The following is a 22760-nucleotide window of genomic DNA, read 5'->3' as shown; positions in this document are numbered from 1 at the left end:
TTTGTATGAAGTTGAGCAATTCTGTACACACCGCTTGATTTCCCACGCTGGAGGCCCTACATCTATTGCTAAGACAGGACTTCAACATGGAAAAAAGCAATGACATTAGAACAGGCAACCCTGCCAGTACCCCAGTTTGACCAGATTACGCTGCCCCAATTAAAACAACAGGTTGAACAGACCATCGCCCAAGGGCAGGCCTTTTTACAGCAACTCCAAGACATTCCGGCCAGCAGCGATGCACAACTACAAGTTCTAGCACAGGTCGATCACCTGGAAAACCAGATGAGCGAAAGCTGGGGCGTACTCTCGCACCTGAATGCGGTGATGAACAATGCCGAAACCCGTGAAGTCTATCAGGCACTGTTACCCGGCCTGAGCGAATACTATACCCAGCTCGGTCAGCACACGGTGCTGTATCAGACCTATCAGCAGATTCATGATGCAGTGACGTTTAATGACTTACCCGCAGCGCAACAAAGCGCAATTAAACTGGCGCTGCGTGACTTTAAATTGTCAGGTGTGGCCTTGGAAGGTGAAGCGAAAAAACGCTATGCGGAAATTTCAGCGCGCCTGTCGCAGCTGTCCTCTGACTTTTCCAACCATGTACTGGATGCAACACAGGCTTACTTTAAACCGCTCACAGAAGCACAACTAGCCGGCCTGCCTGCCAGCAGTGTGGAATTACTCAAGCAGTATGGCCAGCAACGTGAGCTGGAGCAGCCGGTTGCGACGCTGGATTTCCCATCCTATCTGGCCATTATGACCTATGCTGAAGATCGCAGCCTGCGTGAAGAGTTATATAAGGCTTATACCACCCGTGCTTCTGACCAGTCGGCCGATCAGGCCTTTGACAATACCGCGGTGATGGAAGAAATTTTAAGCCTGCGTCAGGAAATGGCCCAGCTGCTCGGCTTTAACAACTATGCCGAACTGTCATTAGCCAGCAAAATGGCACCAAGTGTCGAAGCAGTTGAGCAGTTCCTGGTTGAGCTGGCCGAACATGCCCGTCAGCCAGCTGAACAGGAAATTGCCGAACTGAAAGCCATTGCCGCAGCAGATGGCATTCAGCAGCTGCAACCCTGGGATACCAGTTTCTATTCAGAAAAACTGAAACTGGCCCAGTTCAATCTGTCTAAGGAAGCACTGAAACCGTATTTCCCGGCGCCAAAAGTGGTTGATGGCTTATTTAGCATCGTTAAACGTCTATACGATGTGGATATTATCGAGCGTGAAGCACCAGTCTGGCATCCAGACGCCCGTTATTTTGAACTGCAAGATCAGGGTCAGGTAATTGGCGGTTTCTATTTTGACCTGTATGCCCGTCAGGGCAAACGCGGCGGCGCCTGGATGAGCGGTTTCCGTTCGCGCATGCAGCAAAGCCAGGGCCTGCAACAGCCAATTTGCTATATGGTCTGTAACTTCACCCCGCCCGTGGGGGATCAGCCGGCCTTACTGACCCATGATGAAGTACTGACCTTATTCCATGAATTTGGGCATGGCCTGCATCATATGCTGACGGAAGTCGACAACATTGCGGTGGCCGGCACTCACGGCGTAGCCTGGGATGCTGTGGAACTGCCAAGCCAGTTTATGGAATTCTGGGCTTGGGACAAAGAAAGCCTGGATGTACTCAGTCAGCATATCGACACACAGGCCACCCTGCCGGATGATTTACTGCAGGCGCTGCTGAATGCGCGCTTCTTCCAGTCCGGCATGCAGACCCTGCGCCAGCTGGAGTTTGCCCTGTTTGACCTGAATATTCACCGCATGACCCCAGCCTTGACCGCCAGCCAGATTCAGGATGTGCTGAATGAAATCCGGTATAAATATGCGGTGGTGCCAACCACCGATTACAACCGCTTCCAGCATAGCTTCAGTCACATCTTCGCCGGGGGCTATGCGGCCGGTTATTATTCCTATAAATGGGCCGAAGTTTTGGCCAGCGATGCCTTCGATCGCTTCGAAAATGAAGGGGTATTTAACACCGAGACCGGAAAGCAGTTCAGGCAGTTTATTCTAGCAGTTGGCGGAAAAGATTCAGCACTTGACGCGTTTATCAATTTCCGAGGACGCGAGCCAAAAATAGATGTATTATTGCGTCATCAAGGTTGGACGAAGCCAATTAAAAACGCTTAAACTAGGGCCTTAATTTGAACACAGGATCAGTATGATGACCATCAAACGTCGTTTCATTGCAGGCGCAAAATGTCCAAAATGCCAGGCTATGGATCGGGTGGTCATGCTGACCTCAGGTGATGATGAATGGATTGAATGTATCGACTGTGGCTATAGCGAAAATCGCCCAACCCATGTCGATGAACCTCAGCCACCGGCAGCGCCTGATGAAGTGGGTGTGATTCAATTTAAACCACGTCATCCTAAGTAAAAAAATTAAGGTTCATTTATTCATGACGCTTGATCAGAGAAATAGCTCAAAACTATTATGGGCCATTATTGGGGGCCTGATCGTAATCGTACTTGTGGTGCTGTCTTATCAATGGATGAGCCAAAACCAGAGTGCAGAGGTAACACCTGAAGCCGAGCTGCTAAGTCAGCCGGCCGCACCTGCGGCTAAAGCCAAAGCAGAACCAGCGGTGCAGCTGGAAGAAGTACCACAGCAACTGGTGAGTGAAGATATTCTGAAACAGCCGGTTGCTACCAACGCGACCCTGGCCAAAGAAGAAATGGCCAAACTGGAAGATCTGCAGGCACAGCTAGATGATCAGGCCGCGCTGCTCAATGCCCAGCACGCCGATGCTGATGAACTGATTCGCCTGAAAGAAGAACAGATTCAGCTGCTCGAAGCCCAGCTCAAACAGCAATAATTATGACCGGCAGTCTGCGTTAAATCGGCTAGAATACATCCTTATTCCTCGCCCCGGTTGATGATGACTGCCTCCACGCCTCAGCATGATCTGATCAAAGCCATTGGCTTACTCACCCTCTCTGCTTTTCTGTTTTCGCTGATGGGCGTGTGTATCCGCTACGCCTCGCATACGGTCGACAATGCCACTATTGTGTTCTTCCGTAATTTTATTGGCCTGTTTATTTTTCTGCCGCTGCTGTTCAATAAAGGCCTCGGCTTTTTTAAAACCCGGCGTCTGTGGATGCATACCTGGCGTAGTGTGGTCGGTCTGCTGGCGATGTATGGCTTTTTCTATGCCATTGCCCAGCTTAAACTGTCCAATGCGATGGTGTTTACCTATTCTTCCCCGATCTTTATTCCGCTCATTGCCTGGTTATTCCTGAAAGAAAAAGTCAGTGCAGCCATGCTGATCGCCGCCCTGTTTGGTCTAATGGGCGTACTCTGTGTGGCCAAACCGGATGCTGGCCTGTTCAATCATCTGTCGATTATTGGTCTGGGCGCCAGTTTTCTGGCTGCAATGGCCTTTGTCACTGTGCGCGCCCTGACACAAACCGAACCACCAGAACGAATTGTGTTTTATTTCTGCCTGATTGGTACCCTGATTTCAGTCATTCCAATGTTCTGGCTATGGCGAAGCTATCAATGGAACGAACTGGGCCTGCTGATCAGTGCCGGGGTACTGGCCAATATCAGCCAGATTTTTATGTCGCGGGCCTATAGTCTGGCGCCCGCTGGCCAGATTGGACCGGTAAATTATATTGCGATTATTTTTGCCGGCATCTGGGGCTTTTTGTTCTGGCAGGAATTGCCAGATCTGTCTAGCCTGCTCGGCTTTGGCCTGATTTTAATTGCGATTTTACTGTGCAGCCCGCTGTTTAAAAAAGCCAGTCCTACACAGGCACCATAAAAATACCCTGACCTTTCGCAAAAGATCAGGGTATGGTCATCATCATGGTTGAACGGCTGGCTTACTGATACCAGCCAAACAGCTTAAAGAAGTACGGTACATAGGCAATGATCAGCATTGCAGGTAACATCACCAGAATCGGCAGAATCCAGCGCTCAAAACGATAGTAGAAGGATTTGTGGCGCACTTCGGCATCTGCCGCCGCCACTTCTTCATCGCCAATCGATTGCCTCGCCAGCAAGTGATTCAGCGCGACCGGTGGGGTGATATAACCCATTTCAAAGCCAATCAGGGTAATCATCCAGAAATGTACCGGTTCAATCCCATACTGGTAGGCTACCGGTGCCACCGTGGCAGAAATCAGGATGACCGCACCAAACGGGTCCATAATCATGCCGACCAGTACCATCACCAGCACAATCAGGCTAATCACAATAAAGGTACTACTGATATCGGTCGGGAAAGCTTCCATGATTTCAATCCGTTCCAGGAAGCCGCCGACACTGACCGATAAGGCCATCAAAATCACCAGTGCACCAATATGCCCCACGGTTTCACTAATGGAAATGTGCATCGACTTCCAGAAGCCAACCTCACGCTCCGGCTCGGACACCGCCACGCTATGATCCGCCGACATGCCAGTATCCTCAGTTGCAGTATGTACGCCATCGCGGTATTCCACACCACTGACTGCACTGGCGGTCGCCAGCGCCGGTTGCGATGAATCGGTATATTTTGCTGTCAGGCTTTCATCCCAATGACCTACTGGTGGAATTGGCGCCGGTTCATGCCGCAATTTATCAAACAGGACAATTAACAGCAGAATCACAGGCATCATCACCGGCGCGGTAAATTCGTTCAGGTTGGTGTCCAGCGCATATTTGTAGAACATCCAGATCAGCACGAAAATAATCACATACGGCACCACCGCACCCATGGCACGTAAAGATCGTGGTGCAGCCACAGCTGGTGAAGCAATCCGGAACTTACTTTCAGCAAAGAACAGCGATACCACCAGGAAAATTGTTGTAGTCAGCAGGAATACATACACGCCATAGTGGTACAGCACATCGGTGGTGACTTCCTTGTTTAAAGAGGCAACGACCACAATCAGCAGACATGGACGTAATACCACCCCCATCGAACCGGACAGTGCCGTTGCTGCCAGAGCAAACTGACGGCGACCGCCAGCATTCCAGACTTCTTTATAAATGATGGCACCGGCCGCGATCACAAAAATCCCCGAGGCACCGGTATAGGCTGTCGGTAATGCCGCACCAATCAGGATTAACCAGGTCAGGGTTTCGGGTGCCAGATTCCATGGCCGCATGATGTTCAGGAATTTATCCACCACACGGGTCTGTTTCAGCAGCATACCGGCCCAGATAAACAGCGCCAGATTCAGGAAGATGCTGGAGAATTCCACCAGCTGGCCCAGGTAAATCCCCTGCCCCATTGGATAATCCATGAAGAAGGTAAAGGCAATACCGGTAATAATGGCCATATAGGCATACAGCGGTACACTCAGGAAAGCCAGACCTAGACTGCCGCCTTCTCGCGTTGGTGCAGGCGGACGAACAAACTGCCATAAACTGATGAGGGTCAGCGCACTAAACAGGATCATCCACAACCAGTAAATGATCTGCATTTCACCGGTCATCGGCACCCCGGAATTCAGTACCGAACGATACTGGCTATAGGCCGAGAACGCCAGAAAGGCATTGGCCACGGTCATGCAGGTGGTATATATCCGATAATCAATTCGTGTGGCAGGCCCACGCAAACCAATATGATGGGTTTTTAAAGTGGCACTAATCGCGGCAAACACCACCATCAACACCAGCAGCAAGGCACGGTTTTCAGTACCAAATTTAAAGATGCCAAAGAAGGTGGTTTCTACACTGCGATAGGTGCGTAAACTTGGATGCGCCTGCATATGCTGCACAGCCTGGTCATAGAACACATATTTTTCTTCACAGACCTGCTGCGCGGCCATAATTGAGGCACGCACATCCGATTCAGACGGGGTTCCAAAAATATCAGCAAATTCATCGGCCGCATTGGCTTTCATTTGTGCCTGCACCTGGCCGTCAATATCCGGGTTGCGGTCACAGTCAGGGGCACTTGGTTCAGCGCGCAAGAATGAATACTGCATACCGGTGGCAGGATCACCGTATAGACGTTCGCCCATACGCAACAGCTGGCCGTGAATCATCTCACCGGTTCCAATGATCAGCGTCAGCAGCAGCAGCACCAGAATCACAAAGGCAGAAATCCATTCTGTCCATATATATCTGAGCAGATCCAGTCCGGATCTGCGTTGTCCTTGATTTGACATATTTTTTCCTGTTTTTTTATTTTCGGAAACGGCAACAGGGCCGTATTTCGCGCATCCTGTAGCAAGCAGCCATCCTGCTGCTATTCAAATCTTGTTGTCATTCTTTTCGAATGTGCATCAAAGTACATTCATTTAAAATGACAATATTCATTTTCTTTTTGGTAGAAATGGTCAACCGGATCACTTTTTCAAGCTGTAGGTATAGATCAGATAGACAATCGCCAATCCCGCACCCCAGATCACGCCCAGCAAATGCGCCTCGACCAGTACCGGGCTGCCAATCAGCTCGGCCGTTTCCTTACTGCCAAAGGTATTTTCCCACAGCAGTTTGGCCAGAATCAGCAGCAATACCAGCGCGGCAAACCGGCGTTCTTGAGCATCAAGCAGATGCACCACCGCCACTGCCATATACGCTCCATGCAGCACCCCAGACAGGCCGGCATAGGCTTCAATATGTGGAAACAGGAAATAGAAACTGAAACTGATAGCCGGAGGTAACAGCAATAACAGGCTGACAAAATGCCAGGTTTTGACCCGCGGAAAAATAAAAGGCAAACAGGCAAAGGCCAGAATATTCAGCAGATAATGCACCCAGCCCACATGCACCCAATGCGCTGTCCACAAGCGCCAGAATTCTTGTAACAGAGCAGGACGCCAATAAATAAAATGATCCGCAAACACCTGCAAACAGGCCGCCAGCGACATAAACACGGCAATAAAAATAATTTTCTTACTGAAAAAATGAAGTGTCATGTCGTTGTCCCTGTTGAATCTTTTAAGTATAAAGCGTCCTCCTCGTAGCGACTATTTACAGATTGTTGAGTTCCGTATCTGGATCAGCGCTTGTATCTTCACCAAATAAATCATCCAGTTCAGACGCATTGTCCTGCTCATCCCAGAAACGGCTCATGCCATCATCGGCAGTACGTACCCCGGTATTTTCAGTCCAGTAACGGTCTGAAATCCCCTGCACCATGGTGGCAGCCATGCTGTCAATTAGCTTGAATTGCGGGTTAATTGGTTTTTCTTCGGTGCGTGCAGCCGCAAATGATTTTAGTGCATCACGAATCTTGGCATCATCGCCGCTGGCCTGCGCGGCCACTGCATACAGGGCATGCGACAGGCGCACACCTTTCTGCTCACCAATTTGCATCGACTGTTTCAGGGTCTGATACGGCTCCGGTTTGCCATCTCCCGCACCTGGCAACAAGGTCCAGATCACGGCACGGGTGGCTTGTGGTGCACCCCAGAATTTTTCATTGTTCAGACAGGTCATGCCACGCTCGACCACGGCAGCAATATCTTTAGGCACATGCACCGCACCGCCAGAGTTAATATCATTGGTCATGGCCTGTAAACCACTGATCATGCCAAGCAAATACACGGTCTGATCAATATCGCTGTTCATTTTCGGGCAGCCTTCACCCAGTGGTTTTCTGTATTTCTTTTCCCAGCGATTCTGGAATAACTGATAACCGGTATATTGGCGCTGTGCCGCAATAGCCGCCCAGCGTTTCTGTTCAATCCGGGCATCTTGCGCTTCACTGACCTGTCCGGCTTTTGACGCACGCAAATAACGCAGCTCGGCATCTAGGGCACGGTTTTCCGCACAGATACCGGCGGCTGAATACATCAGCACCGCAACCCGGGTCGGGTCTGCCCCCATATCTTTGGTGGCCATAATTGCAGGGGTCAAGGAATTGCCGCTGCTACAGACCATTTCGGCATCATCCATAGCCAGAATGGGAGGAACAATATGTTTTTCTGTAAAACCTAAAGCCACATTGGCACCGGTTTTCACCACTTGTGAACAGCCGGAAAGAAGTGTTGTTGTGAATGCAATAACCGCCACACCCTGGCAGATTTTTTGGACTTGCGACATTTTCCTGTCCTCTATAATTGTGTTTATGTCCATGGCAACAAACATATCAGATGCATTATCTGAATAAAAGAGCATTTACTCTAATCTGAGAGCTGTACTTTGACATGAAAAGCGGGCAAGAAAATTGACTGAATTTGCAGGAAAGCCAAATTTTAGGCAAAAAAAAGTAGCATTGCGACGGTTCAGCACATGCTACTTATTAACTGGAACCCAATTACGGGCATTTTATTGGTGCAATTCGTTCCTTCAGCAAGCTTCCTCATCATCCAGCCACAATTGAACACAATTGCGATGACCAGAAACATTCACGTGGCGATCACCCTGGCGATTTCCCTGTTTGCTGTTGGTGTCTTTAATATATCTGGATAATTTTCAAACACAAGAGGCTTTTGTCCAACAATCGGTATTTTTTGCCAATTTACCGTGACTGTGCAGGACAAATAAAATGATAGACTTTATAAATTTATTTAAAATCAATATCTTATTTTTATATTAAAATATACAACTGTCTGACAATTAGATGGTTTTTGCCAATGTTTTTAAGGCTTTCCACTCTGCAAACGAAACTTGGTCACGCCAGATGACTGCAGATTTGACCGGTGCATGATGAAAATACAGCACCAGATACAGCTGATGATCCAGAATATGCTCGAGCAGACCGCGTTGAATCTTGGAGCCAGAATTAAACTGCAGACTCCACTCTGCCCCATCTAAATGCGCCAAGGCGGTTAATTGGGAGCGTCGCTGAAACCCGTAATAACTGACAGCCGCCAGGAGCAGACCTAGCAGCCAAAGCAGCGGATGTAATAATTGAAAACTTAAAACAGAAAATAGAATCAGCAGGCTCAGCTGAAACAGCAGCGCCAGACGGCTCGGTTTCAGCTGAAAGTCGCGCTTAGCCGTGGACATAGTGTTTTAATTTACGGATCAGCTCGCGCATTTCCGGGCGTGGCGGTTCAGACACTTCCATAAACCAGTCCAGTAAATCCGGATCTTCCTGTTCAACCAGCGCCGCAAACGTGGCTTTTTCTTCCGGATCAGCGGTTAAATAATAGTTTTTCACATAAGGATCAAAGTAGACATCAATTTCCTTTAAACCGCGACGGGCACGATAAATCACTTTACGCTCTTCTAAGCTAATGTCTTCACTCATGGTTTGGTCCACATCATATTGATATCGCAATTAGTTTAACCCAGCCCAGAAAAAGTTTCGATGAATTTATCGGACTGACCAAAACCGCCAGCAAAAAGCCAGAAATGATGTTTCTGCACATTGTACTGCCGGCTCAGTTTGCTTTAGTTTCAAGGAATAAAAATAAGTGAAGGAACTCTAACCATGCAATCTGCTGCAATTCGCCCACTCAACAACATGTTGCCACGAAAATTATTTCAGAGTGAGCATGAGGCATTCCGCGATACGGTGCGCAAATTTTATGAAAAGGAAGTTTTGCCGAATACGGAAAAATATGAACAGCAACAGCATGTAGACCGCGATTTATGGAACAAGGCCGGTGAACTGGGACTGCTGTGTACCACCATGCCAGAGCAGTATGGTGGCTCTGGAGTAGATCGCCTCTACAGCATGATCCTGATTGAAGAACAGGCCTATGCCGGCGACTCGGCCACCGGCTTCTCGCTGCATTCCGATATTGTCACCAACTATATTCATAATTTTGGCAACGAACAGCAAAAACAGCACTGGTTGCCGAAAATGGCGACAGGTGAAGTGGTCACCGCCATTGCCATGACCGAACCGGGCACAGGCTCAGATTTACAGGCAGTACGCACCACGGCAGTTTTAGAGGGCGATGAATACGTCATTAACGGCTCTAAAATTTTTATTACCAATGGCTATTTATGCGATATGGCGATTGTGGTGTGTAAAACTGGCAATAGTGACAAAGGTTCTGCCAACCTGTCGCTGATTATGGTCGAGGCAGATCGTGCCGGTTTTAGCAAAGGTAAACCGCTGAATAAAATTGGCATGAAAGGTCAGGACACCTGCGAGCTGTTTTTTGATAATGTGCGAGTGCCCAAAGAAAACCTGCTCGGGATGGAAGGTATGGGCTTTATCATGCTGATGAAAGAGCTGGCCTGGGAACGCATGATTGTGGCGATTATCTGCCAGGCTGGTGCCGAAGCAGCCTTTGCGCATACCCTGCAATACACCAAAGAACGTAAAGCCTTTGGCAAACCGATTGGCGCCTTTCAGAATACCCGCTTTAAACTGGCGGAAATGCGCACTGAAATTGATTTCTGCCGCGCCTATCTGGACCGGTGTATGGAACTGCAGCTCGAAGATCAGCTAAGTGTTGATGCAGCAGCGGCGGCCAAATACAAAATCTCGGAGCTGTTTTCCAAAGTGGTGGATGAATGTCTGCAATTGCATGGCGGCTATGGCTATATGCTGGAATATCCGATTGCCCGTGCGTATTTAGACAATCGCGCCAACCGGATTTATGCCGGTACCAATGAAATTATGAAAGAGCTGATTTCCCGCTCCCTATAACGCATTACAAGCGTAGAACCCGATATAAACAACAAGGAAGCTCAATTGAGCTTCCTTTGTTCATTGCACGATCATGATGATGTGTGCTTAAGACACCAGTTTAGGTTTACGTGCAGACTCACTGACTGCTTTACGGAACTTCAGCACCGGATCAGCAAATGAAGCCTGTTTTAAATCCTTACGGTCTTTCAGGTAATTATTGCTCACCCGCCAAGGCGCATGTTTACCCTGCTTTGGCATCACATTCGCGGCACGGGCAATATAACCCGAAGTTAAACTACCCATCACAGTGTCTTCCATCAACTCTGAAGGATCACCTTCCGCAATCACTTCGGTATAGCCTTGCTGATCCATATGATTAATCAGACGGCAGATATAATCCGCAGCAATATCAACTTTTAAAGTCCAGGAGGCATTGATATAGCCAATAATCATGGCCATATTCGGCACATCGCTGACCATCACACCCTGATACAGCATATGTTTCGAGGTATCCAAAGGCTGATGATCAATGGTGGCTTTAACCCCGCCTAAAATCTGAATTTGCAGACCGGTAGCCGACACAATCACATCTGCGTCGAGATGTTTGCCAGATTTTAACTGGATGCCCTGTTCGGTAAAGGCTTCAATCTGGTCGGTTTCAACACTGGCCTGCCCTTCACGCAGCACTTTAAACAAATCTCCATCTGGCACCACACACAGACGCTGATCCCATGGATTATAGCTCGGGCTAAAGTGTTTCATATCCACTTTGCCTTTCAGCTGCATCTCAATTGACTTTAATAAAAATTTACGCAGCAGCTTCGGCTGTTTCTGTGCCAGCGCATACACACCGCGTTGCATACCAATATTTCGTGCCCGCGTCAGCTTATAAGCCAGCTCCTCCGGCAACACCTTGCGCATGTTGTTATAGATAAAATCTACCGATGGAATGGAAGCAATATAGGTCGGTGAGCGCTGCAGCATGGTGACATGCGCTGCACCGCCTTTGACCATTGCAGGCACCAAGGTAATAGCGGTAGCACCACTGCCAATAATCACCACTTTTTTACCAGAATAATCGAAGTTTTCCGGCCAATGCTGTGGATGAATAAAAGTACCTTTAAATGCCGACTGATTCGGGAAATCCGGCTGGAAGCCCTGATCATAATTGTAATAACCGGTACACCCCAGAACAAAATTGGCGATCCAGGTCTGTTTTTTGCCCTGTGCATTTTCAATCACGACAGACCATTTCTGGGTCTGGCTATCATAATTGGCAGACAGCACCCGATGCTGGAAATGAATTTTGGATTTCAGTTGATACTCTGCAATCACTTCTGACAGATAGTTCTTAATTGAAGCGCCATCAGCCAGAATGCTGTCTTGCGTCCAGGGCTTAAAATTAAAGCCAAAGGTCGACATATCCGAATCGGAACGAATACCCGGATATTTAAATAAATCCCAAGTGCCCCCAAAGCTCTCACGACGCTCGATAATTTCAAAGGTGCGCTGCGGGCAGTGTTTGGAAAGATGCGCGGCCAGACCAATACCAGAGATGCCCGCACCCACAATCAGAATATCAACATGCTTGTCCATTTTGTTTTTATACCTGTTCAACGTTCTGTTTTTATTAAAGCACAAATTTGACAATACTCAATGTCAAGTTTAATAAAAAGCGATAAAATTTATATCAATTCGGGACACAACAGAAAAATTGTCTGACAACTGGCCATAAAAAAAGGCCGGTTTAAAAAACCGACCTTTTTTAGAACAACTGAACTGCTCTTGCGAAATTATTTAACTTCGCGATCTACAAGTTCAACGTAAGCCATCGGTGCAGCATCACCTGCACGGAAGCCCGCTTTAAGAACACGTAGATAACCGCCGTTACGTTCTTTGTAACGAGGGCCAAGAACGGTAAATAATTTACCAACAGTTGCTGCATTACGAGTACGAGCAAACGCCAAACGACGGTTTGCAACTGTATCGTTTTTAGCTAAAGTGATTAAAGGCTCAGCAACGCGGCGAAGTTCTTTCGCTTTAGGCAAAGTTGTTTTAATTAACTCGTGCTCAACTAAAGCATTGGTTAAGTTTTGGAACAACGCCTTACGGTGGCTGCTGGTACGGCCTAATTTCACACCACTATTACGATGACGCATGGTGAATAGTCCTACTTAATTAACGGCTACGATAAGCGAAGCGGTCGTCCATGCGGAGACTAGCTGGTGGCCAGTTCTCTAAACGCATGCCGAGCTGCAAGCCTTTCGATGCCAGAACATCTTTGATCTCAGTAAGCGATTTTTTACCCAGGTTAGGTGTTTTAAGTAACTCAACCTCGGTGCGCTGTACAAGATCACCAATGTAGTAAATATTTTCTGCTTTCAAACAGTTAGCAGAACGAACAGTAAGCTCTAGATCATCTACTGGACGAAGCAAAATTGGGTCAACTTCTTCACGAGGTTCTTGAGCCACAGGTGCCTGATCTTTCTGAAGGTCAACAAAGATTGCAATTTGTTGTTGCAAGATTGTTGCCGCTTTGCGGATTGCTTCTTCAGGATCAACAGTACCGTTGGTTTCAAGATCAATGATCAGCTTGTCAAGGTCAGTACGTTGTTCTACACGCGCATTTTCTACGATGTATGACACACGTTTGATCGGGCTATAAGAAGCATCTAACTGTAAACGACCCACTGGGCGAGTTTCACCTTCTGGGAAACGTGAGTCAGATGTTTCATAACCACGGCCTTGAGCCACTTTCAAACGCATTTTTAACGCGCCTGATGCACTTAGAGTGCCGATCAAGTGTTCAGGGTTAACCACTTCAACATTATGCGGTAAACGAAGGTCAGCTGCAGTAACGTCACCTGGACCTTGTTTTTCCAATGTCAAATAAGCTTCATTTTGATCGAATAGCTTAATAGACAATCCTTTCAGGTTCAGCAAGAGCTCGACGATGTCCTGCTGCAAGCCTTCTAAGGTACTGTACTCGTGCTCAACACCCTCAATTTCAACTTCAACCACAGCTGCGCCAGGTAAAGAAGAAAGAAGGATGCGACGTAAAGCATTACCAAGAGTATGACCAAAGCCACGCTCTAATGGTTCCAGAATAACTTTTGCCGAGGTCCCGCTAACCGCTTCGACCTTGATCGCTTGCGGAGTTAGAAACTCATTTGCAGTACGCGTCATTATTGCTACCTCAAGGATTATTTAGAATACAATTCTACAATCAAGCTTTCGTTGATTTCAGCAGGTAAATCAGAACGATCTGGTGCAGCTTTGAACGTACCTTCTAATTTAGCGTGATCAACTTCCATCCAAGAAGGGATACCACGTTGAGCAGCTAATTCAATTGCGTTTTTGATACGTAATTGTTGTTTAGCACCTTCGTGAACTGCGATCACGTCACCAGCTTTAACTTGGATAGACGCGATGTTAACACGACGGCCATTCAAAGTAATGCTACGGTGAGATACAAGCTGACGAGCTTCTGCACGTGTAGAACCAAAACCCATGCGATAAACGACGTTATCAAGACGGCTTTCAAGCAATTTCAACAAGTTTTCACCTGTTGCGCCTTTAACACGAGCTGCTTCTTTATAGTAATTACTAAATTGACGCTCTAAAACACCGTACATACGACGTACTTTTTGTTTTTCACGTAATTGTAGTGAATACTCAGATTGTTTGCCGCGCGCTTGGCCATGTTGACCAGGAGCTTTAGCGTGTTTTTTAGTTTTGACGTCAAATGGTTTAACGCCAGATTTTAGTTGCAGGTCTGTCCCTTCGCGGCGAGAGAGTTTGCATTTTGGACCAATATAACGAGCCATGAATGTTTCTCCTTACACGCGACGTTTTTTAGGTGGACGGCAACCGTTGTGAGGAATTGGAGTCACATCGGTAATGCTGTTAATTTTATAACCCACTGCACCTAATGCACGAACCGCAGACTCACGACCTGGACCAGGACCTTTTACAAGGACGTCCAAGTTTTTCAAACCGTAATCTAAAGCAGCTTTACCAGCAACTTCAGCAGCTACCTGAGCAGCAAACGGAGTTGATTTACGTGATCCACGGAAGCCTTGTCCACCTGAAGTGGCCCAAGCCAGTGCATTACCTTGACGATCGGTAATAGTCACAATGGTGTTATTAAAAGAAGCGTGAATGTGTGCAACACCTTCAGAGACGGTACGGGTGACCTTCTTGCGTGTGCGAGTATCTTTAGCCATCTTTTAGCTTCCAGAAATCTTATTTCTTAATTGGTTTGCGCGGACCTTTACGGGTACGTGCGTTAGTTTTGGTGCGTTGACCACGGACAGGCAAGCTGCGACGATGACGAAGACCGCGGTAGCAGCCTAAATCCATTAAACGTTTAATGTTCATGGAAATTTCGCGACGTAAGTCACCTTCGGTCGGAACCTTAGCAACTTCTGCACGAATCGCATCAAGCTGAGCGTCATCTAATTCACGGATCTTAGTGGTAGTAGCGATACCAGCAGCAGCTAAGATGTTCTTAGCAGTGTGGCGACCAATACCAAAGATGTACGTTAGAGAGATAACAGCATGCTTGTTATCCGGAATGTTTACACCGGCAATACGAGCCATTCAATTTTCTCCAAAAAGGCAGTTAAGATAATCAACCGCCCCACAAAAATCTTGAGGGGCGGATAATAACCTAATTAGCCTACTGAAATCAACAGGTCTTGATCAGATTAACCTTGACGCTGCTTATGACGAGGTTCTGCGCTGCAAATTACGCGGATAACCCCATTACGACGGATAACTTTACAGCTACCACAAATTTTCTTTACAGAAGCTTGTACTTTCATGATGAAACCTCTAAGTGCGCTTATCCCTTAGGATGAGCAGTCGTTTTTCTCATTAACGTTTGATTATCGTACTGGTGCGAGGTGAGATGTGCTTGAAGCTGAGCCATAAAGTCCATCACGACTACCACAACGATCAATAATGAGGTACCACCCAAATAGAATGGAATACCAAACGAGCTCTGCAATACCATCGGCATCAAGCAGACCACTGTGATATAAATCGAACCAATAAAGGTCAAACGATTGAGAATATGATCTAAGTAACGAGCAGTTTGCTCACCTGGGCGAATACCAGGCACATAAGCTCCGCTGCGTTTCAAGTTCTCTGACACTTCTTTCGGACTAAAAACTAGCGCGGTATAGAAATAACAGAAAAAGATAATTAACGCACCAAAGAGCACCAAATACAATGGCTGTCCAGGCGACAATACGAGTGCCAGATCTTGCAAGCTACGCTTGATAATCCCTGCATCAGGATCCGCACTTCCTACCCATTGACCCAGACTGGCCGGGAACAACAGCAGAGAGCTGGCAAAAATTGCCGGAATCACACCTGCCATATTAATTTTTAATGGCAAATGGGTTTGCTGTGCAGTAAACACACGACGACCTTGCTGTTTTTGAGCATAGTTTACCGGAATACGACGTTGCGCTTTCTCGATAAACACAATGGCTGCCAGTACCGCCAGTGACAACAGACCAAAAATCACCAGACCAATCAGGCTGGTTTGACCATTATCGACTGAAGATAGCGATTGCAAAATCAGATTTGGCAATCCGGCAACGATACCGGCGAAGATGATCATGGAAATACCATTGCCCACCCCACGTTCGGTAATCTGTTCACCCAACCACATCAGGAACATTGTACCCGCCACCAGCGAGGTGACTGCCGGAACGTAAAACGCAAGACCTGACGTTAAGGTAATCCCTTGACTGATCAGACCTGCACACATCCCGATTGCCTGTACTAAGGCAAGGAACAAGGTACCTTGGCGCGTATATTGATTAATCTTACGCTTGCCCTGCTCGCCTTCTTTCTTTAAAGCTTCCAGCGAAGGAACCACGGTTGACATCAGCTGCACGATAATCGACGCAGAGATGTAGGGCATGATCCCGAGAGCAAGAATCGACATTCGCTCTAATGCACCACCCGAAAACATGTTAAACAAACCCAGGATAGTACCTGAGTTTGCATTAAAAAGATTTTCAAGTGCGGCATTATTAATGCCTGGTACTGGAATATGCGCTCCTAGTCGAAATACCAATAACGCACCAATGAGAAACATCATTCGGCGAATAATTTCACGATATTTCACGTGAAATGGTTGGCCTTTCATCATATGTACATGACCTGAAGAACTAGGAGACATAGACACTGGAGATTACTCCTCGACTTTACCGCCAGCAGCTTCAACAGCAGCTTTAGCGCCTTTAGTCAATGCAACACCTTGAACAGTGAAAGCACGAGTAATTTCACCAGAAAGTACGATACGCGCACGGATCATGTCTTTACGCACAACGTTCGCCGCTTTTAAAGTTTCTAGGCTAACGATGTCGCCTTCAACTTTAGCAAGCTCAGATAAACGTACTTCAGCAGTTTTTAAAGCGATTTGGCTAGTGAAACCGAATTTAGGTAAACGACGATATAACGCAGTTTGACCACCTTCGAAACCTGGACGTACGCCACCGCTCTTACGTGATTTTTGACCTTTGACACCACGGCCACCAGTCTTACCTACGCCAGAACCGATACCACGGCCCAGACGACGGTTTTCACGTTTAGCACCTTCTGCAGGTGCAAGTTCATTTAAACGCAGAGTCATGGCTTATTCCTCTACACTAACCATATAGTAGACTTGGTTGATCATACCACGGTTAGAAGGCGTATCTTGCACTTCTACAGTATGACCAATACGACGCAGACCTAAACCTTTCAGGCAAAGCTTGTGATTTTTCAAGCGGTGCGATGCAGATTTAGTCTGGGTAACTTTAATCGTTTTCATGATTGATTACCCTTGAATTTGTTCTACAGTCAGACCACGTTTCGCAGCGACTTTCTCAGGAGAAGTCATATCACGCAGACCGTTGAAAGTCGCGTTTACTACGTTCGCAGCATTTGTAGAGCCATAACATTTTGTTAATACGTTACGCACGCCAACAGCCTCTAGAACTGCACGCATAGCGCCACCAGCAATTACACCAGTACCTTCAGAAGCAGGTTGCATGTAAACGCGGCTTGCACCGTGACGAGCATGAATAGGATGCTGAACAGTACCGTCAACAAGGTCAACAGTAATCATGTTGCGACGAGCAGCTTCAAGTGCTTTAGAAATAGCAGCTGGAACTTCACGCGCTTTACCACGACCAAAACCTACGCGACCATTACCGTCACCCACAACAGTTAATGCTGTGAAAGAGAAGATACGACCACCCTTAACAACTTTGGCAACACGATCAACGGCTACCAGCTTTTCAACAAGACCTTCGTTTTGTTCAACTTTAGCCATGATTAGAACTCCAAGCCGTTTTCACGAGCAGCATCAGCCAAGGCTTTGATACGACCATGATATTTAAAACCAGAACGGTCAAATGCAACTTTAGTTACACCAGCTGCTTTCGCACGTTCTGCGATTAAAGCACCAACTTTCTTGGCAGCTTCAACGTTACCAGTTGTACCAGCACGTAAAGTAGCATCTAAAGTAGAAGCTTGCGCTAAAACTTTGCCACCATCTGCTGAGATAACTTGAGCATAGATGTGACGCGGAGTGCGGTTTACACACAAACGAGTCGCACCCAATGCACGGATGTGCAAGCGTGTGCTTTTCGCACGACGCAAACGGGATTGTTTCTTTTCGTTCATAAGAACCTCGCGCCTTATTTCTTCTTAGCTTCTTTACGAAGTACAACTTCGTCAGAATAACGAACACCTTTACCTTTATATGGCTCTGGTGGACGGTAACCACGGATCTCAGCTGCTACCTGACCTAATAATTGCTTGTTAGCAGATTTCAGGATGATTTCAGTTGCAGTAGGAGTTTCTGCAGTTACACCTTCAGGAAGGCTGTAATCGATTGGATGAGAGAAACCAAGGTTAAGGTTAACAACAGTACCTTTAACCGCAGCTTTATAACCAACACCGATCAGTTGTAACTTACGTTCGAAACCTTCGTTCACACCTTTTACAAGGTTGTTTAATACAGCGCGAGCAGTACCAGCTTGCATCCAAGCGTCTTTCGACTCTTTTACTGGAGCAACTTGAAGAGTACCATCTTCCTGTTTTAGCTCGACCAGCGCATGCAGGTTGAAAGACAATGTACCTTTGCTGCCTTTCACTTCGACCTGCCGGCCGTTCTGAGTAACTGTTACACCGTTAGGTACAGTTACTGGGGCTTTAGCCACACGAGACATGAGGAATCACCTATTAAGAAACAAAAGCAATAACTTCACCACCAACGCCCGCAGCACGTGCAGCGCGATCAGTCATGATGCCTTTGCTTGTAGAAACAATTGCAATACCTAAACCTTGCTTAACGCTTGGAAGTGCATCTTTACCGCGATACTGACGTAGACCAGGACGGCTTACGCGTTTCACAGTTTCGATAACTGGTTTGCCTTCGAAATACTTTAATGTCAAAGTAAGAGTTGCTTTGCCTTCAACGTCAGCAACTTCTACATTGGCAATGTAACCTTCTTGTTGAAGTACGTTTGCAATCGCAACTTTCAACTTAGAGTTAGGCATAGAAACAGTTTGTTTCTTCGCCATTTGTGCGTTACGAACACGAGTTAACATGTCGGCAACGGTATCTTGCATACTCATTCTAGTCGCTCCTTACCAGCTTGCCTTAACAACGCCAGGTACATCACCTTGCATTACTGTGTCACGTAATTTGTTACGGCTTAAACCGAACTTACGGAAGTAACCATGAGGACGACCAGTTAAACCACAACGGTTACGAAGACGCACTGGAGACGCATTACGTGGTAATGCTTGTAACTTCATCATCGCTTCGAAACGCTCTTCGTCGCTTGCATTTACGTTTGCAATAACAGCTTTTAATTCAGCACGTTTTGCAGCGTATTTAGCAACAGTAGCTTCGCGTTTCAATTCGCGATTAATCATACTTTTCTTAGCCATATCGACCTCTTATTTGAACGGGAAGCCGAATGCACGCATAAGCGCACGGCCTTCGTCATCGGTGCGAGCAGTCGTAGTGATGGTAATATCCATACCACGAATACGATCAATCTTATCGAAATCGATTTCAGGGAAAACGATTTGTTCTTTAAGACCCATAGAGTAGTTACCACGACCATCAAATGATTTCGCAGAGAAACCACGGAAGTCACGGATACGAGGGATCGCGATAGAGATCAAACGGTCTAAGAATTCGTACATGCGTTCGCCGCGTAAAGTAACTTTACAACCAATCGGCCAACCATCACGGATTTTAAAACCTGCGATAGATTTACGAGCTAACGTAAGAACTGGTTTTTGACCAGCGATAGCTTGCATATCAGAAAGAGCACCATCAAGGAGTTTCTTGTCAGCAGCAGCTGCACCAACACCCATGTTGATAGTGATTTTAGTGATGCGAGGGATCTCCATCACATTCTTAATGCCCAATTGTTCTTGTAATTGAGCTTTAAGTTCGTCGTTGTAACGTGTTTTAAGTCTGGCCATTGCCTATTTCAACCTATTACTTCGCTACCGCCACTGATTCACCATTTGATTTGTAAACGCGAGTTTTCACGCCGTCAATCGTTTGGTAACCAACACGGTCAGCCTTTTGGGTTGTAGCATTAAAAATTGCCACGTTTGAAATATGAAGCGAAGCTTCCTGAGTTACGATGCCGCCTTCAGCGCCAGTAACACGGTTCGGCTTTTGATGCTTCTTAACCAGGTTAAGGCCTTCAACCTTAACGCGGTCATTAGAAACTGACAAAACAGTACCCTGTTTGCCTTTTTCTTTACCTGCGATCACGATTACTTGATCGCCTTTTTTAATCTTAGCCATGATTGCCTCTTATAGAACTTCAGGAGCCAATGAAATAATTTTCATGAACTGTTCAGTACGAAGTTCACGAGTCACTGGTCCGAAAATACGAGTAGCAATCGGCGCTTTGTTGTTGTTCAAAATAACGGCTGCGTTATCGTCGAAACGAATCACAGAACCATCTGGACGACGGATACCGAATTTTGTACGTACAACTACAGCATTCATCACGTCACCTTTTTTAACACGTGCGCGTGGAATTGCTTCTTTTACAGTAACTTTAATAATGTCGCCAACAGAAGCATAACGACGATGTGAACCACCAAGTACTTTAATACATTGTACGCGGCGAGCACCACTGTTGTCTGCTACGTCGAGCATCGTTTCGGTTTGAATCATTGCCCTACTCCAAAACCGAGCATCACCGGTCACAATTTCGAAAGGCTCAAAGAGTACTCGAAATTGACCGATGATGCAACAAGAACGTTAATTACTCAGCAGCTGCTTCAACAACTTCAACTAGAGTCCAAGACTTAGTTTTAGAAATTGGGCGGCTTTCTTTGATGGTTACAACATCACCGATTTTAGCGGTATTGTTCTCATCATGAGCATGTAATTTTGTTGAACGGCGGATTGATTTGCCATACAACGGGTGTTGAACACGACGTTCAATAAGCACAACAATAGACTTGTCCATTTTGTCGCTTACGACTTTGCCGGTTAACGTGCGGACTGTTTTATCACTCATTGTCCGTTCCCCTGTTTTTCGGTAAGGAGTGTCTTAATACGAGCAATAGTTTTACGAGCGACTTGCACTTCGTGCGATTTGCCCAATTGACCAGTTGCTTTCGCCATACGAAGACGGAATTGGTTAAGCTGTTGCTCATCAAGCAAAGCTTTCAACTCTTCTACCGACTTTTCACGTAGATCTTTAGTTTTCATTACATTACCGTCCGAGTCACGATAGTGGTTTTAAACGGAAGTTTAGCAGCAGCAAGCTTGAATGCTTCAGTTGCTAATTCATCGTTCACACCTTCCATTTCGTACAGGATCTTACCTGGTTTGATTTCGCAAACCCAGTATTCCACGTTACCTTTACCGTTACCCATACGAACTTCTAATGGTTTTTCAGTAATTGGTTTGTCCGGGAATACACGGATAAAGATCTTACCACCACGTTTAACACGACGGCTGATTGTACGACGCGCAGCTTCGATCTGACGCGCAGTCATACGACCACGTTCAGTCGCTTTAAGTGCGATAGAACCGAAAGATACAGTGCTACCACGGTGCGCTAGACCAGTGTTACGGCCTTTTTGAACCTTACGGAACTTAGTACGTTTAGGTTGCAACATGGATTATTCTCCTTTTTCAGCAGAACGATCATTGCGACGACCACGACGCTCTTGACCTTCACCACGACCGCGACCGCGTTTAGCTGGACGTTCTTCAGCTGGAGCTGGGTTCATGACTTGTTTCATGCCGCCCAAGATCTCACCACGGAAGATCCAAACTTTAACACCAATCGTACCGTAAGTCGTTTCAGCACGCATAGTCGCGTAGTCGATGTCCGCACGAAGTGTATGTAGAGGTACACGACCTTCACGATACCATTCTGTACGAGCGATCTCAGCACCGCCTAAACGGCCAGAAACTTCAACTTTGATACCTTTGGCACCAGCACGCATAGTGTTTTGAACCGCACGCTTCATAGCACGACGGAACATTACACGCTTTTCTAATTGAGAAGCGATTGCTTCAGCAACCAGACGTGCGTCTAAGTCTGGACGATCGATTTCGTTGATGCTTACTTGCGCTGGAACACCCATAATGTTGGTAAGTTCGCGCTGTAATTTCTCAATGTCTTCGCCTTTTTTACCGATAACGATACCAGGACGAGCAGTGCTAATAGTTACTTTAGCAGCGCCTGTCGGACGTTCGATAAGAATATTGCTTACCATTGCGTTCTTAAGTTTTTTAGTTAAAAACTCACGAACTTGAAGGTCTTTAAGCAAGTATTCAGCGTATTGTTTCGGATTCGCATACCAGTTAGCGTTATGACGTTTCACAACACCTAGGCGGATACCGATTGGATGAACCTTCTGACCCATATCAAACCCCTACCTTAACGGTGATGTGACAAGTACGCTTAGTAATACGATCTGCACGGCCTTTAGCACGTGGCATAATACGTTTCAGGCTCATGCCTTCATCAACGTAGATCGTAGAAACTTTAAGGTCGTCTACATCTAAACTGTTATTGTGTTCAGCATTTGCAATTGCAGATTCCAACGCTTTTTTAACCAGTACAGCAGCTTTTTTGTTGCTGAAGTTCAGGATGTTAAGCGCATGCGCAACAGATTTGCCGCGAATAAGGTCTGCAACCAAACGTGCCTTTTGTGCCGAGATAGCGGCACCGCGTAATTTAGCAGTTACTTCCATCATAGCAC

Annotated in this window: 34 protein-coding genes; 6 read left to right on the top strand and 28 right to left on the bottom strand. The window is 46.7% G+C overall.

All coding sequences use genetic code 11. The features are described 5' to 3' along the window. Nucleotides 1-99: 99 nt before the first annotated feature. From FTU54_RS03380 to FTU54_RS03365, 4 genes are read left to right on the top strand one after another with little or no spacing between them, the layout of a single operon-like run. The gene (locus FTU54_RS03380) at nucleotides 100-2139 is read left to right on the top strand and encodes a M3 family metallopeptidase (protein WP_180074443.1); all 2040 of its coding nucleotides are present in this window, start codon (nucleotides 100-102) and stop codon (nucleotides 2137-2139) included. A gap of 40 nt (nucleotides 2140-2179) precedes the next feature. Beyond that, complete coding sequence (locus FTU54_RS03375; protein ID WP_171065117.1) at nucleotides 2180-2389, top strand: YheV family putative zinc ribbon protein; 210 nt, start codon at nucleotides 2180-2182, stop codon at nucleotides 2387-2389. Between the two features lie 22 nt (nucleotides 2390-2411). Further along, nucleotides 2412-2828 carry a hypothetical protein gene (locus tag FTU54_RS03370; protein WP_075167410.1) on the top strand — a complete coding sequence of 139 codons (417 nt, stop codon included), beginning with the start codon at nucleotides 2412-2414 and terminating at the stop codon, nucleotides 2826-2828. Between the two features lie 60 nt (nucleotides 2829-2888). Continuing rightward, nucleotides 2889-3776: a DMT family transporter gene (locus tag FTU54_RS03365; protein WP_373685789.1), complete on the top strand. Its 888-nt coding sequence runs from the start codon at nucleotides 2889-2891 to the stop codon at nucleotides 3774-3776. A gap of 61 nt (nucleotides 3777-3837) precedes the next feature. Here FTU54_RS03365 and FTU54_RS15375 read toward each other — a convergent pair whose 3' ends face one another. The 3 genes from FTU54_RS15375 to FTU54_RS03350 form a co-directional block, all read right to left on the bottom strand. After that, nucleotides 3838-5280, bottom strand: coding sequence for a TRAP transporter large permease subunit (locus tag FTU54_RS15375; protein ID WP_373684728.1), 1443 nt, complete (start codon nucleotides 5278-5280; stop codon nucleotides 3838-3840). Between the two features lie 1014 nt (nucleotides 5281-6294). Further along, entirely contained in the window at nucleotides 6295-6867 is a 573-nt protein-coding gene (rrtA, locus tag FTU54_RS03355; RefSeq protein ID WP_005180235.1) for a rhombosortase, read from the bottom strand. 55 nt (nucleotides 6868-6922) lie between these two features. Further along, a complete protein-coding gene (locus tag FTU54_RS03350) occupies nucleotides 6923-7996 on the bottom strand; it encodes a hypothetical protein (protein WP_005180236.1) in 1074 nt (357 codons plus the stop codon). Nucleotides 7997-8185: 189 nt separating this feature from the next. Here FTU54_RS03350 and FTU54_RS03345 point away from each other — a divergent pair, with 189 nt between their 5' ends. Next, nucleotides 8186-8365, top strand: a complete 180-nt coding sequence (locus FTU54_RS03345; protein WP_127801044.1) for a hypothetical protein — start codon at nucleotides 8186-8188, stop codon at nucleotides 8363-8365. A 147-nt stretch (nucleotides 8366-8512) separates the two neighbouring features. Here the strand turns inward: FTU54_RS03345 and FTU54_RS03340 are convergent, their stop codons facing one another. Together FTU54_RS03340 and FTU54_RS03335 are read right to left on the bottom strand one after the other, a co-directional pair. Then, nucleotides 8513-8905 carry a hypothetical protein gene (locus tag FTU54_RS03340; RefSeq protein WP_005180237.1) on the bottom strand — a complete coding sequence of 131 codons (393 nt, stop codon included), beginning with the start codon at nucleotides 8903-8905 and terminating at the stop codon, nucleotides 8513-8515. Then, nucleotides 8892-9149 carry a succinate dehydrogenase assembly factor 2 gene (locus tag FTU54_RS03335; RefSeq protein WP_005180238.1) on the bottom strand — a complete coding sequence of 86 codons (258 nt, stop codon included), beginning with the start codon at nucleotides 9147-9149 and terminating at the stop codon, nucleotides 8892-8894. Before FTU54_RS03335 ends, FTU54_RS03340 begins: the two co-directional genes overlap by 14 nt. Before the next feature lie 183 nt (nucleotides 9150-9332). Here FTU54_RS03335 and FTU54_RS03330 point away from each other — a divergent pair, with 183 nt between their 5' ends. Further along, nucleotides 9333-10505 carry an acyl-CoA dehydrogenase family protein gene (locus FTU54_RS03330; protein ID WP_180074439.1) on the top strand — a complete coding sequence of 391 codons (1173 nt, stop codon included), beginning with the start codon at nucleotides 9333-9335 and terminating at the stop codon, nucleotides 10503-10505. Nucleotides 10506-10592: 87 nt separating this feature from the next. On the opposite strand, the gene FTU54_RS03325 is transcribed toward FTU54_RS03330, so the two are convergent. From FTU54_RS03325 to rplV, 23 genes are all read right to left on the bottom strand, one after another. After that, on the bottom strand, nucleotides 10593-12083 hold the full coding sequence (locus FTU54_RS03325) for an NAD(P)/FAD-dependent oxidoreductase (RefSeq protein ID WP_005180241.1): 1491 nt from the start codon (nucleotides 12081-12083) through the stop codon (nucleotides 10593-10595). Nucleotides 12084-12280: 197 nt separating this feature from the next. Further along, nucleotides 12281-12646, bottom strand: a complete 366-nt coding sequence (gene rplQ / locus FTU54_RS03320) for a 50S ribosomal protein L17 (protein WP_004754212.1) — start codon at nucleotides 12644-12646, stop codon at nucleotides 12281-12283. Between the two features lie 19 nt (nucleotides 12647-12665). Further along, nucleotides 12666-13673, bottom strand: a complete 1008-nt coding sequence (locus FTU54_RS03315; RefSeq protein WP_005180245.1) for a DNA-directed RNA polymerase subunit alpha — start codon at nucleotides 13671-13673, stop codon at nucleotides 12666-12668. 17 nt (nucleotides 13674-13690) lie between these two features. Beyond that, the gene (rpsD, locus tag FTU54_RS03310) at nucleotides 13691-14314 is read right to left on the bottom strand and encodes a 30S ribosomal protein S4 (protein WP_016658534.1); all 624 of its coding nucleotides are present in this window, start codon (nucleotides 14312-14314) and stop codon (nucleotides 13691-13693) included. A gap of 12 nt (nucleotides 14315-14326) precedes the next feature. Next, on the bottom strand, nucleotides 14327-14713 hold the full coding sequence (rpsK, locus tag FTU54_RS03305) for a 30S ribosomal protein S11 (RefSeq protein WP_001040166.1): 387 nt from the start codon (nucleotides 14711-14713) through the stop codon (nucleotides 14327-14329). Between the two features lie 19 nt (nucleotides 14714-14732). Next, the gene (rpsM, locus tag FTU54_RS03300; protein ID WP_005012957.1) at nucleotides 14733-15089 is read right to left on the bottom strand and encodes a 30S ribosomal protein S13; all 357 of its coding nucleotides are present in this window, start codon (nucleotides 15087-15089) and stop codon (nucleotides 14733-14735) included. Between the two features lie 107 nt (nucleotides 15090-15196). After that, complete coding sequence (rpmJ, locus tag FTU54_RS03295) at nucleotides 15197-15313, bottom strand: 50S ribosomal protein L36 (RefSeq protein WP_000867907.1); 117 nt, start codon at nucleotides 15311-15313, stop codon at nucleotides 15197-15199. A 20-nt stretch (nucleotides 15314-15333) separates the two neighbouring features. Then, entirely contained in the window at nucleotides 15334-16653 is a 1320-nt protein-coding gene (gene secY / locus FTU54_RS03290; protein ID WP_171065119.1) for a preprotein translocase subunit SecY, read from the bottom strand. A gap of 45 nt (nucleotides 16654-16698) precedes the next feature. Next, a complete protein-coding gene (gene rplO, locus FTU54_RS03285) occupies nucleotides 16699-17139 on the bottom strand; it encodes a 50S ribosomal protein L15 (RefSeq protein ID WP_005180254.1) in 441 nt (146 codons plus the stop codon). A 3-nt stretch (nucleotides 17140-17142) separates the two neighbouring features. Next, on the bottom strand, nucleotides 17143-17319 hold the full coding sequence (gene rpmD / locus FTU54_RS03280) for a 50S ribosomal protein L30 (protein WP_005180256.1): 177 nt from the start codon (nucleotides 17317-17319) through the stop codon (nucleotides 17143-17145). A 6-nt stretch (nucleotides 17320-17325) separates the two neighbouring features. Further along, on the bottom strand, nucleotides 17326-17823 hold the full coding sequence (gene rpsE, locus FTU54_RS03275) for a 30S ribosomal protein S5 (protein ID WP_005180258.1): 498 nt from the start codon (nucleotides 17821-17823) through the stop codon (nucleotides 17326-17328). Between the two features lie 2 nt (nucleotides 17824-17825). Then, nucleotides 17826-18176, bottom strand: coding sequence for a 50S ribosomal protein L18 (rplR, locus tag FTU54_RS03270; protein ID WP_005180260.1), 351 nt, complete (start codon nucleotides 18174-18176; stop codon nucleotides 17826-17828). Nucleotides 18177-18190: 14 nt separating this feature from the next. Further along, nucleotides 18191-18724, bottom strand: a complete 534-nt coding sequence (gene rplF, locus FTU54_RS03265; RefSeq protein WP_005180261.1) for a 50S ribosomal protein L6 — start codon at nucleotides 18722-18724, stop codon at nucleotides 18191-18193. A gap of 13 nt (nucleotides 18725-18737) precedes the next feature. Next, nucleotides 18738-19133: a 30S ribosomal protein S8 gene (rpsH, locus tag FTU54_RS03260; RefSeq protein ID WP_005180264.1), complete on the bottom strand. Its 396-nt coding sequence runs from the start codon at nucleotides 19131-19133 to the stop codon at nucleotides 18738-18740. A 12-nt stretch (nucleotides 19134-19145) separates the two neighbouring features. Next, nucleotides 19146-19451 (bottom strand): 30S ribosomal protein S14, encoded by a 306-nt coding sequence (gene rpsN, locus FTU54_RS03255; protein ID WP_005180266.1) that lies wholly within the window; start codon nucleotides 19449-19451, stop codon nucleotides 19146-19148. Between the two features lie 9 nt (nucleotides 19452-19460). Beyond that, nucleotides 19461-19997, bottom strand: a complete 537-nt coding sequence (gene rplE, locus FTU54_RS03250) for a 50S ribosomal protein L5 (RefSeq protein ID WP_005180272.1) — start codon at nucleotides 19995-19997, stop codon at nucleotides 19461-19463. Between the two features lie 16 nt (nucleotides 19998-20013). Beyond that, nucleotides 20014-20331 (bottom strand): 50S ribosomal protein L24, encoded by a 318-nt coding sequence (gene rplX, locus FTU54_RS03245; protein ID WP_005180274.1) that lies wholly within the window; start codon nucleotides 20329-20331, stop codon nucleotides 20014-20016. Between the two features lie 9 nt (nucleotides 20332-20340). Next, complete coding sequence (gene rplN, locus FTU54_RS03240) at nucleotides 20341-20709, bottom strand: 50S ribosomal protein L14 (RefSeq protein ID WP_001982634.1); 369 nt, start codon at nucleotides 20707-20709, stop codon at nucleotides 20341-20343. A 91-nt stretch (nucleotides 20710-20800) separates the two neighbouring features. Beyond that, the gene (gene rpsQ / locus FTU54_RS03235) at nucleotides 20801-21058 is read right to left on the bottom strand and encodes a 30S ribosomal protein S17 (protein ID WP_005180277.1); all 258 of its coding nucleotides are present in this window, start codon (nucleotides 21056-21058) and stop codon (nucleotides 20801-20803) included. Then, nucleotides 21055-21252, bottom strand: a complete 198-nt coding sequence (rpmC, locus tag FTU54_RS03230) for a 50S ribosomal protein L29 (protein WP_000849928.1) — start codon at nucleotides 21250-21252, stop codon at nucleotides 21055-21057. Before rpmC ends, rpsQ begins: the two co-directional genes overlap by 4 nt. Next, entirely contained in the window at nucleotides 21252-21665 is a 414-nt protein-coding gene (gene rplP / locus FTU54_RS03225; RefSeq protein WP_005180280.1) for a 50S ribosomal protein L16, read from the bottom strand. Before rplP ends, rpmC begins: the two co-directional genes overlap by 1 nt. A 3-nt stretch (nucleotides 21666-21668) precedes the next feature. Then, nucleotides 21669-22421 carry a 30S ribosomal protein S3 gene (rpsC, locus tag FTU54_RS03220; RefSeq protein ID WP_005180281.1) on the bottom strand — a complete coding sequence of 251 codons (753 nt, stop codon included), beginning with the start codon at nucleotides 22419-22421 and terminating at the stop codon, nucleotides 21669-21671. Between the two features lies 1 nt (nucleotide 22422). Further along, nucleotides 22423-22752, bottom strand: coding sequence for a 50S ribosomal protein L22 (gene rplV / locus FTU54_RS03215; RefSeq protein WP_001982638.1), 330 nt, complete (start codon nucleotides 22750-22752; stop codon nucleotides 22423-22425). Nucleotides 22753-22760: the final 8 nt, after the last annotated feature.

This window comes from Acinetobacter sp. YH12116 (genome assembly GCF_013418895.1).
Taxonomy (GTDB): domain Bacteria; phylum Pseudomonadota; class Gammaproteobacteria; order Pseudomonadales; family Moraxellaceae; genus Acinetobacter; species Acinetobacter indicus.
The sequence above is the reverse complement of the archived record's forward strand: the minus strand, read 5'-3'. Positions and strand labels throughout refer to the sequence as shown.